This is a genomic window from Nostoc sp. (genome assembly GCF_041747015.1).
Lineage (GTDB): Bacteria > Cyanobacteriota > Cyanobacteriia > Cyanobacteriales > Nostocaceae > Nostoc.
In genome coordinates this window covers 1-10302 of record NZ_JBGTFY010000423.1, presented here as the reverse complement: position 1 = coordinate 10302, position 10302 = coordinate 1, and the positions used below count along the sequence as shown (strand labels likewise).

At 37.2% G+C, this 10302-nt stretch carries 9 protein-coding genes and 2 pseudogenes; 9 read left to right on the top strand and 2 right to left on the bottom strand.

Features of this window, described 5'->3' with window-relative positions; translation table 11 throughout:
• The 6 genes and pseudogenes from ACEW80_RS33360 to ACEW80_RS33335 form a co-directional block, all read left to right on the top strand.
• Positions 1-162 (top strand): annotated as a pseudogene (locus tag ACEW80_RS33360) (transcriptional regulator); the annotation flags it as partial.
• A 647-nt stretch (positions 163-809) separates the two neighbouring features.
• Entirely contained in the window at positions 810-1577 is a 768-nt protein-coding gene (locus ACEW80_RS33355; protein WP_373530723.1) for a hypothetical protein, read from the top strand.
• Between the two features lie 258 nt (positions 1578-1835).
• Positions 1836-2579, top strand: a complete 744-nt coding sequence (locus tag ACEW80_RS33350; protein ID WP_373530722.1) for a hypothetical protein — start codon at positions 1836-1838, stop codon at positions 2577-2579.
• 60 nt (positions 2580-2639) lie between these two features.
• A complete protein-coding gene (locus ACEW80_RS33345) occupies positions 2640-3314 on the top strand; it encodes a response regulator transcription factor (protein ID WP_373530721.1) in 675 nt (224 codons plus the stop codon).
• A 15-nt stretch (positions 3315-3329) separates the two neighbouring features.
• Positions 3330-4571, top strand: a complete 1242-nt coding sequence (locus tag ACEW80_RS33340) for an ATP-binding protein (RefSeq protein ID WP_373530720.1) — start codon at positions 3330-3332, stop codon at positions 4569-4571.
• Positions 4572-4671: 100 nt separating this feature from the next.
• Positions 4672-5073: a YkvA family protein gene (locus ACEW80_RS33335; RefSeq protein ID WP_373530719.1), complete on the top strand. Its 402-nt coding sequence runs from the start codon at positions 4672-4674 to the stop codon at positions 5071-5073.
• A 16-nt stretch (positions 5074-5089) separates the two neighbouring features.
• On the opposite strand, the pseudogene ACEW80_RS33330 reads toward ACEW80_RS33335, so the two are convergent.
• Positions 5090-5533 (bottom strand): annotated as a pseudogene (locus ACEW80_RS33330) (DUF2127 domain-containing protein).
• A 454-nt stretch (positions 5534-5987) separates the two neighbouring features.
• Here ACEW80_RS33330 and ACEW80_RS33325 point away from each other — a divergent pair.
• Entirely contained in the window at positions 5988-6896 is a 909-nt protein-coding gene (locus ACEW80_RS33325; RefSeq protein WP_373530718.1) for a class I SAM-dependent methyltransferase, read from the top strand.
• A gap of 63 nt (positions 6897-6959) precedes the next feature.
• Here ACEW80_RS33325 and ACEW80_RS33320 read toward each other — a convergent pair whose 3' ends face one another.
• Positions 6960-7502: a PepSY domain-containing protein gene (locus ACEW80_RS33320; RefSeq protein WP_373530717.1), complete on the bottom strand. Its 543-nt coding sequence runs from the start codon at positions 7500-7502 to the stop codon at positions 6960-6962.
• Between the two features lie 283 nt (positions 7503-7785).
• Here ACEW80_RS33320 and ACEW80_RS33315 point away from each other — a divergent pair, with 283 nt between their 5' ends.
• Both ACEW80_RS33315 and ACEW80_RS33310 read left to right on the top strand, forming a co-directional pair.
• Positions 7786-8586, top strand: coding sequence for a sporulation protein YpjB (locus tag ACEW80_RS33315; RefSeq protein WP_373530716.1), 801 nt, complete (start codon positions 7786-7788; stop codon positions 8584-8586).
• Positions 8587-8735: 149 nt separating this feature from the next.
• Positions 8736-9749 carry a bestrophin family protein gene (locus ACEW80_RS33310; protein WP_373530715.1) on the top strand — a complete coding sequence of 338 codons (1014 nt, stop codon included), beginning with the start codon at positions 8736-8738 and terminating at the stop codon, positions 9747-9749.
• The last annotated feature ends 553 nt before the right edge of the window (positions 9750-10302 follow it).

The following is a 10302-nucleotide window of genomic DNA, read 5'->3' as shown; positions in this document are numbered from 1 at the left end:
GCAGGTATAGTCACTCGTCAGCCACAAGGAATCAGTGTTTTTTACCAAATTACTGACCCGATAATTTTTGAGCTATGTGAATTAGTATGCGATCGCCTTGCTATTCGTCTGCAAGAACAAACCCAACAGTTAGAGCAACTGCAAGCACTGCGCCATCCTTAAAAATTCCTGCAAATCGAGGTTTTCAGAGGCTATAGAATTTCATTCTGATTTCATCGTCAAATGTGATTATGATAAATGCAATTAATTGTGATTTAACACTTTCATTGCTGGAAGTATTTTCGCTTTGAGTGCGATGCCTACGGCGAGCAAAGCGATCGCATTACTGCTGGTATTTGAAGGCAGAAGACGGAAATCAGTGGGTAGAGATTAAAAATCTTCATTGCCAGCCATATCTTTCCAAGTTCTTGACTTTTTCTCTCTACGATGAACCTGCAAGTTCAGATAAAGTATGAGAGCCAGACAGTAAAAATGAGCAAACTTCCACAAATGACTGCGTTCTTTTGGAGCATGAAGATATGTGCAACCACTCTGGAAGAAACGGCAAGAGACTTTTTATCAATGACGATAAAAGCTTCCTCCAAAAAAACTCATAAATCATGATGGCTAATTCAGAAGGGTTTTAGCCCCTTAACGACTGTTCTCCGCAGCAGCAAATTCATCAGCTTTGATTGGGTAATTTTTTGGTGTCTAGTTTATACAACTGCCAATCATTCATTGCTTTACTACTAGTGATTTATTACAACACAGCCAACTTTAGGATGTGATGTCATCTCACTTCTACCGAAAAATCGAGAAGGGCAAATATCATGAAGAAGATGTTAAACAGGGTTCCAGAGGTGACAATTTACTTCTGGATTATTAAGGTTCTGGCAACCACGGTAGGTGAAACCGCAGCAGATTTTCTGTCAGCAACCCTGAACCTTGGTTTAGGTGTTACATCCTACATTATGAGCAGCGTGTTACTGATTGTGCTGTTGAATCAATTTAAGCTGAAACGCTATGTTCCATCAAGTTTTTGGTTTGTGGTCGTTTTGATAAGTATCGTTGGCACACTGATCACTGATAGATTAGTAGATGAGCTTGGAGTTAGTTTGGTGACAACTACTGTAATTTTTAGTGTTTCCTTGTTGGTAGTTTTTGCACTGTGGTATTCAAACGAAAAGACATTAGCCATGCACTCCATCAATACAGCGAAAAGAGAGCTTTTCTATTGGGTGGCTGTTTTGTTTACGTTTGCCTTGGGCACTGCAACAGGAGACCTCTTAGCAGAGTCTTTGGGACTGGGGTATGCACAATCAGCATTGATATTTGGCGCTTCAATTGCAATCATAGCGATCGCTTATTATCACTTGCGAATGAATGCAGTTTTGGCATTCTGGTTAGCTTACATCTTGACTCGTCCGCTCGGAGCATCTATAGGTGATTTACTATCCCAATCTGCTACAAATGGAGGCTTTGGTTTTGGTACTGTCGGAACCAGTATGCTTTTTCTGTCTATAATCGCGAGTCTGGTTACTTACTTAAGTCTTAAGCAGAAGAAACCAGCCTTACTGCCGATTGACCGACAAGACTGATTAGCGATCGCCTTCTCGAACAAATGGCATTTTTCTGTTTGTGAAGAGGCGATTTGGTTGGCAATTTGCGATGCCTACGGCGGACGCTCCGCGCCATCGCCTGACCATCCCTTCACTGTTCAAGAGCTTTTAAAGCTGTAGTGCTAATTCCACATAGCTTAGAGCTTTTCAAGCGTGCCATTCAGATATTAGTTGTTTCTACCAGACTGAGCTAATCTCAATTATGATGACTTACTATTTTTTTATTGTGAAAAAGAAATGAACAAAGTTGCAAAAGTCACAATTTTCTTCTGGATCATGAAGATTATCGCCACGACGCTCGGCGAGACGGCAGGTGACTTCATCTCAATGTCTCTTGGGCTGGGGTATTACATAGCCTTTGCCGTAACGTTCGCAATTCTGGCTATTCTCCTGTTTTTTCAAATTCAATCCGACAGATATCGTCCAGTCCTTTACTGGTTGGCCATCATTGCTACAACCACAGCCGGAACCGAAGTTTCAGACCTGATGGATCGATCTCTCGGGCTGGGATACGCAGTGGGATCGCTTATCCTGGTAGCCAGTCTGTTGAGCGTTCTTGCCATCTGGTACTACCGGGATCGGGATCTGAGCGTTTATCCAATCATCAGGAAAGACGCAGAAACCGCCTATTGGCTGGCTATCGTGTTCTCCAACAGTTTAGGAACGGCCTTTGGTGACTTTCTGACAAGCAATTTGGGATTGAGCTATATCCAGGGCGCATTCATGACGGCCAGCGTCATTGGTGTTGTTATCGCCCTTCACTACATAACAAAGTTGAGCGATATTCTCCTATTCTGGCTGGCGTTCATTTTCACACGACCCTTCGGAGCCACCTTCGGAGATTTTCTTACCAAACCAGTTAAAGATGGCGGTTTGTCACTGCCAAGGGGCTATGCTTCGACGATCGCCTTTATCCTGCTGGCAGTTGTCCTATTCTTTTCCGTGCGACAGGAGAAAAAAGTGCGTCACCCAATTGAGTAATGTGTTTAAGCAGATAGATGACTATTTTTTGTTAAATACAAAATAAATAGCATAAAAATTATGAGAATCTTAATAGTTGAAGATGACGATCGCATCGCTAAACCCTTAGCCGAAGATTTAAAACACCAGCATCATGCTGTTGATATTGCTTGTGATGGAATTGAAGGTTGGGAATATGCCCAAGCAGGTAATTATGATTTAATTTTATTAGATTTAATGTTACCCCGCTTAGATGGAATTACCCTCTGTAAACGGTTACGTGCTTCTAATTGTAACGCTTTTATTCTAATGCTAACAGCACGCGATACAACATCAGATAAAATAATTGGACTTGATGCTGGTGCAGATGATTATTTAGTTAAACCATTTGAACTAGAAGAATTAGCAGCACGAATTAGAGCTTTATCTCGGAGAAGTCCAGAAACTCGCCAATTAATTTTAATTCACGGTGATTTACAATTAGACACTAATAATTGTCATGTCACCTATGCAAGCAAGCCTTTATCATTAACACATAAAGAATACATGATATTAGAATGCTTTTTGAAAAATCCTACTCAAGTTTTAACTCGCTCGGCCATTTTAAATAAATTGTGGGAGTTTGATAAATTATCTGGGGAAGAAACCGTTAAAACTCACATTACAAATTTAAGAAAGAAACTCAGAGCGGTAGGAAGTTCAGAGGATTTTATCGAAACTGTTTACGGTGTTGGTTATCGCCTATGTCCTAAATAAGGGCAAATTTAGCTGATGTTTGAAAAAATTCGCCGTCGTTTGCTGTTGTCTTATTTAATCGTATTATCATTAATCTTAGGTGGATTTGCAATTGCTGTTCGGATTGTTTTTACCCATAGCCTCCATAAACAACAAACACAAAAACTTGCTGCTCTAGCACAAGTTGCTGCTGCTAATGCCGAGTTTGATAACGGTAGAATTAAAATTGAAAATGACTTACCTCAAGATAAATTATTTGAAAATCATCAAGGGTTAAACTGGTTTGATACTAAAGGTAATCTTATAGAAAAACAGGGACAAGATGTTTTAAGTTTACCTGCTCATGTAAAAGAAGGAGAACAAATTAATACAGTTGGTAAAAATCGTATCCAATCTGTTACTTTACCAATTATTAGTAGTGACGATAAACAATTCATTGGATATGTAAGAGCTAGTCAATCTCTAGAAGAATTCGATGAAACTTTAAATAAATTAGATTTAGGTTTAGGCGGTGGAATTGTTGTAGCTTTGATTATTAGTGGTGCTGGTGGAGTTTGGCTAACTCGTCAAGTGATGCAACCAATTGAAGAAAGCTTTGAACGGTTAAAACAGTTTACTGCTGACGCTTCCCATGAACTCCGCAGTCCTTTAATGGCGATTAAAAGTAATGCAGGGGTAGCGCTAAAGTATCCAGAAGGAATGCGGGAAACTGACACAGAAAAATTTCAGGCTATTTCTAGTGCTACTAACCAAATGACTCGACTTACAGAAGACTTACTATTTTTAGCTCGTCATGATAATATTCCTAACCACATTAAAGAAACTGTTAATCTTAGTTCAATTTTAAATAACTTAGTGCAACTATATCAGCCGCAAGCGATCGCTAAACAAATTCATCTAAAAAATCAATTGAATGAAAAGCTTTATTTGTTAGGTGATCCGAATCAGATAACACGATTATTTACTAACTTGATTCAAAATGCTATCCACTATACACCATCAAAAGGGACAGTAGAAATCATAGCTAATTGTGGTGCTTCTGATATAGTTGTTAATGTCCAAGATACGGGTGTAGGAATTGCACCAAAAGATTTAGAAAATATTTTTGAGCGTTTTTGGCGAGTTGATAAATCACGTTATTATAATTCTGGTGGCTCTGGTTTGGGATTGGCTATTGCCCAAGCGATTGCTGAGAATCACGGTGGATTAATTACTGTCACAAGTCAATTGGGAATTGGTAGTTGTTTTACGGTGCGCTTACCAGTAGGTTCATCTTAACATTTTTCCATTCTAGACAAACAAAACTTGTACAACATGATAATCCTATTTTGAAAAAATCAAAGCGAACATTCTAAATCATAGGATGATAGATACCAAAATGATGCACAATTGGAAGCAAAGAGTAAAAAAACTAAAACAGGAAACCTACACACTTTATTATGCCTGTAAAGACTCTAGACTACCTTGGTATACCAGGCTGCTTGCAATCTGTGTGGTTGCCTACTTACTCAGTCCCATCGACCTGATTCCAGATTTTATACCAGTCTTGGGTTATTTGGATGATTTACTTTTAGTCCCAATTGGTATTATTTTACTCTTAAAGCTAATTCCAGAAGATGTAATTGATGAATCGCGTGAAAAGGCTATAACCGCAATCGCTACTGGTAAAAATAAGCCAACCAATTTGTTAGCAGCAGGTATCTTCATTTGCATCTGGATACTGACTGGAGTAGTATTCTTATTTTGGCTAAAAAACTTACTTGCGAAAAGTCCGAGATAGTCCTAAAATAGTTTACTTACTCATGGCAAAAATGACGTATTAAGTAATGTAAAATAGCAATATTTACTAAAAAAACTATTGTTTTCAATATAGATATTCCTTTGACTAACTCATAAATTTCGGGAGGTATACTAATAGTAACTAATCCAATAACTAATATCTTTGCCCAGGCTTTTTCATACTACAAACCTACAGATTCAATTGCGGTTACTAAGGCATAAATTCCTACAGCTATGCCACTAAATTTTAATGTCGAACGTTTGACATTGATAACTTTCTCTAATAGCCATTCAATAATCTCCAGCTTTCCTTCTAAAACATACGATTGGGAGAGTGTTACGAGAGCTTCGTGATTTTTCAGAGCTAAAAGTAAAACTAGGGATGTTGCAGCCAGTAGTAAAGCAACGAAGCCCCTATAAATGACGATTGCTACTAAACCAGGGGGACGCTTCTTTTTCATTTAAATCTTTGTAATTATTGATGATTTATATATTGGACAATAAAAGTTAATAACTTATACTAATTCTATGTGAGGCCGCGCTTTATTCACTAGAAGCAATACCCTGCAATAAGCCGCTTCTCTATAAGGCGCTCCGCGAATGCGTCTACATAAATTGTCCTTATTTTGGGATTATTCCAGAAACTTTCAAAATCACAATTAGAAACCAGGACAGTCACCACTTTTGGCAGATCGCCTTTTTTAGACCAACCATATAGTAGGGTTTTTGGCATCAAATAATTATGTTTCTTCCAAAAGCGGATGATCCCAATGAAAAATTCCGCAAAATTGATATTAGCTGCTGTTACTATAGTTTTATACAAAACTGCAATTTTTAATATTGCCTAAAGTTTTAGAGTTTGACATCTGCAATCTTTTTAAAGTCTAGCCAGAATCACAAATAATACTTTATTCGATGATTAATCTTGCCGAAACTGCCTATCTAGTGGCAATGTATCGCGCATTGGAAAGCGAACGTGTAGATGCATTATTTAAAGATCCATTAGCGCGTGTGTTAGCTGGTGGAAAAGGTGAAATGCTTGTTGAGGTCATAGGGGAGAAAGACAAAATTACAAATGCGATCGCCATCCGCACCTATATTATTGATAACTTAATTTTACAGTTAATTAATTCAAAAAACATTGACACTGTAATCAATCTTACTGCGGGGTTAGATACTCGACCCTATCGATTACCTTTTTGTGCATCGCTTCGTTGGATTGAAGTTGACCTGCCGGAAATCATTGCTTACAAAGAACAAGCACTTAAAGACCAGCAACCTTTGTGTTCTCTTGAGCGTGTCAAACTCGATATTACCAACCTGGCATTGAGAAAGACTTTTTTTTCAGAGATTAATCTTGCAACAAGACAGACGCTAGTGATTACAGAAGGGTTGCAAGTAATACTACATGAAACCCAAGTAGCATTACTTGCAACCGATATTTATGAGCAATCTAATCTGAATTGGTGGCTATTTGAATTGGAATCATCATTAGCGTTAAAAGATTATAATCAAGTTTACGTTCGCAAAATTTTCGACCAATATTTTGCGAATGGAAATAAAACCTTGTTATTTGCTCCTGAGCAAGGGGCAGAATTTTTTCAACAGTATAATTGGAAAGTTGCAAAATCTGTATCTGCATGCAAAGAGTTACACCGACTCAACCGAGGGATAAAATTTACCTGGTTACTAGAAATAATTATGAAATTGGTTGCTAATGAATATTGGGAAAAAATTCAGCAGCAAGGTAGTATTGTATTGCTTGAGAGAAGCCCCGCCGTCGGCGATCTAGTAAAAACAAAGGAGGTTGTTGAAAAGAGATGATTCAACAACCTCGTATTTAGCTATTTACAGCTAAACATCACTTACAACTAGTGATAAGTTACTCTACTTACTACCTTCATTTGTTTCCTGTTCGTTATTATTCTCCGTAACTTGAATGCTACTCTTTGGACGAGAAGCTTCATTTTCATCGCTTTCCTGGTTAGCATTCTCAGTGTAGAGAACTTTACCATTACCAGCGTCAACTTTCACCTCTTTCTGACCAATTTCTACAGCATAAACTAAGTTTCCATCTTCATTTTCGAGTTTTACACTACTAGCTTGAGTACCGACGGAAGTTTCAGCAGCTTGTTTAGCTTGTTCTGCTGTAATTTTAGCTAAAGCTTGTAGTTTTTTGTCCTCTTGCTGTTCTTGTTGATCATCATTAGTTTCACCGTCACTTGCTTGAGCTATTTTAGTGTTATGAACACCATTATTCTTGATTTCAGGAGCTTCTGTAGCGTCATTAGCTTCGCCATCTCCGTCACTAACCTGAGCTACTTGTACACTGTTTTGAGAAGGAGAGGCACTTACGGTTTTTACCACTGCGCCAACACCTAAAATACTCATCAAAGCAGCTGCTAAAGCGATTTTTGTTGAAGTTTTCATGTGTGTCAATCCTGGAAAATTTTGTTTTTTGAGCAATCCAAAATAATTATCATTACTTGTGTTGTTCACACCTATTTTTGATTTGCTACAACTTCACTTTAAAAATAAAAAGTCAAGAAGTCGGAAAGATTGGTTGAAATTATAAAAAATTAGTTTGCTAACTGCATCTAAGTTGTAGCCGAAGGATTTAAAAACTTTTTTACACTCCATCAAATCTTTCCAACTTCTTAACAAATGCAATTTATAGTAAAACTACAGACACGGATTGAGACATGTAGGATTTATGAATAACTCAACAAAAATCATTATTATCGGTTCTTTGCTTGGTACTTTAGGTATCGCTGGTTTGGCAAAAGCTATCTCTACAAATCAACCCCAGTTACCTATTGCTATTATGCCCCAGTATCACAGCAGCACTCAAATGATAATTAATCAAGATAAAAATGTGGAAGTCAATGAAGAGAAAGAAAAGCTAGATGCAGTTAACGATGCTGATACTGAAGTAAATGATGATAAATTACCAACTTCCCTCAGCCAAGTGGGTGAATACGGTGAAAGCGTCTACGATATGGCTAAAGCCAATGATTGGACAAAAGCTACAGCTAATATTAACTTGCTGGAAAATGCATTAAAAAGCCTACATACCGAAATCAAAGGTGAGAATAAACCAGAATTAGCGCAGTTAAATTCCAAAATAGCAGCACTTACTCAAGCTGTCACCACTAAAAATCGCATATCTGCAATGCATAAAGCTAATCAAGTGACATTAATTGCTGCCAATATTACTAAGGAATTTAAACCAAAAGTTCCAGTTGAGGTAACGCTGCTTGACTACTACGGACGTGAGTTAGAAATTTGGTCAGCAACAGGAAATACAAGCAATCTGAAAACAACTGCGTCGGAGATGCACCGTACCTGGAATGCAGTCAGACCATCTATCTTAGCGCGTGGGGGAACTGCACAAGTACAGAAATTTGATGGACTTGTTGCTAGTGTTGAAGCAGCGAAATCATCTAAAGATTCCGCTCGTTTTGCTACCTCCGTGCTAGATGAAGTGGACAATTTAGAGAAGGTCTTTAAATAGTAATACTCAGACTTTGTGATGCTTTAGTACCTTTAATACTTGAGGTGTTGATACTCACAAAAACAGGCTTTAGATGCAGACATTAGTTGACTATTATTACATTAGTAACGAATCATAGTTAGGATTGAGCCACTTTTGGAGTTTTAAAAATGACCCCACCTAGTTACCCAAAAAAACAAAAAAGTCAAATGATAGCCTCAAGCAAAAAAAGCAATTATTTGAGGTCTTGGAAGCAAAAATATCATGACTACAGTGGAAAAAGGCTGAATTGGTTTCAAGTAATTTTATTACTTCAAGGTTCAATTATCGTAAATATTATTCCTTGGATAGGTTTTTTTAGTGTATATAGTTTGATAATTTCATTACTTGAGTATCATGAAAAACATATACCTTTACCAAGGATAAGTAATGGTCTTCCAAATATTGTTTTGAGCTTCAATCTTGTCTTGAGTTTGTTGTTAATTTTTCGTACTAATGCAGCTAATGAGCGACATTGGGAAGGTCGAAAGTTGTGGGGAGTTTTAGTTAATACGTCTCGTAACTTAGGTCGAGGAATCTCAATAATAATTGAAGAACGATCAGTCAAAGATAGATTAGAAAAAGAAAAAATAATCCGGTTAGTGACTGCTTTCGCATTAGCAATGAAGTTACATTTACGTCGTGAACCTGTCAATGCAGAGTTAATAGAATTGATGTCTTCTCTTCATTATTCTCAACTTAAAAACACGAATCATCCGCCATTACAAATTGCGTTTTGGATTGAAACATATTTGCAAGATGTATATCATCGCAATCTTGTAGATGTCTATCAATTGAATAGGTTGCAAAACTTGGTAGATGATTTGGTGGATATTTTAGGCGGTTGCGAACGCATTTTAAAAACACCAATTCCTTTAGTATATTCTATTTTTCTCAAGCAATTGTTAATAATCTATTGCCTAATTTTACCTATTGAACTGGTTAGCATTTTTAAATGGTGGACTATTCCAGTAATGATTGTTATAAGTTTAATATTGTTTGGGATTGAAGAAATTGGATCTGAATTAGAAAATCCCTTTGGACATGACCCCAATGACTTACCTTTGGATATGATCTGTGACACAATTTCCGGCAATATCGAAGATTTAATTACATCTGCTTCTCAAAGTTATGAAGAAGTTTAAAAAATTTTAACTCAGACTTAAATTATACTTCAAATAATAATGAATGACATGATTTACTCAAAAAAAATCAAGCTAACAATAGAACTGCTTGGTTCTAAAGATAGCTCTTTTGAACCGAAACTTAATTTAAGATTTGTCAAAAAGTAGAATTTCGTAGATGTCAAATACAAATGAAAACAAACCCTTACTTCAGTATCTTGCTTTAAAAGCGCCATCCTGCCTAGAAAAAGCATTGGAGTATGCTGGAAAGTCACGCAGGTTGGGACTGTACTGGGAGTTTGAGTAAACCAAGTTTGCTACACTGATGGTCAGTCATTAGGAACGGGTAACGAAAAAGCATGGCAAATACCTTGCACCCATCCTAAAGTCAAACCATTACTCCAACCTTACCACTTTGGCGATAGAATGTAAGTTATCTATACTTTTGCAGTTTTTACTATTTGTGGATGAGTAATAATACTCATGGCATGAGAAGAGGATTTCTTTAAAAACTAGTTCACTAACGCGTCGGACTAGTTATTTTTTTTACATAACTAGGTTGTTTCACACTTAA

Bases quoted from the DNA above. Each gene is read 5' to 3' on its own strand.
- ACEW80_RS33355 (WP_373530723.1), top strand. From the start codon at position 810: ATGAAGAAGATGTTAAACAGGGTTCCAGAGGTGACAATTTACTTCTGG.
- ACEW80_RS33350 (WP_373530722.1), top strand. From the start codon at position 1,836: ATGAACAAAGTTGCAAAAGTCACAATTTTCTTCTGGATCATGAAGATT.
- ACEW80_RS33345 (WP_373530721.1), top strand. From the start codon at position 2,640: ATGAGAATCTTAATAGTTGAAGATGACGATCGCATCGCTAAACCCTTA.
- ACEW80_RS33340 (WP_373530720.1), top strand. From the start codon at position 3,330: ATGTTTGAAAAAATTCGCCGTCGTTTGCTGTTGTCTTATTTAATCGTA.
- ACEW80_RS33335 (WP_373530719.1), top strand. From the start codon at position 4,672: ATGATGCACAATTGGAAGCAAAGAGTAAAAAAACTAAAACAGGAAACC.
- ACEW80_RS33325 (WP_373530718.1), top strand. From the start codon at position 5,988: ATGATTAATCTTGCCGAAACTGCCTATCTAGTGGCAATGTATCGCGCA.
- ACEW80_RS33320 (WP_373530717.1), bottom strand. From the start codon at position 7,502: ATGAAAACTTCAACAAAAATCGCTTTAGCAGCTGCTTTGATGAGTATT.
- ACEW80_RS33315 (WP_373530716.1), top strand. From the start codon at position 7,786: ATGAATAACTCAACAAAAATCATTATTATCGGTTCTTTGCTTGGTACT.
- ACEW80_RS33310 (WP_373530715.1), top strand. From the start codon at position 8,736: ATGACCCCACCTAGTTACCCAAAAAAACAAAAAAGTCAAATGATAGCC.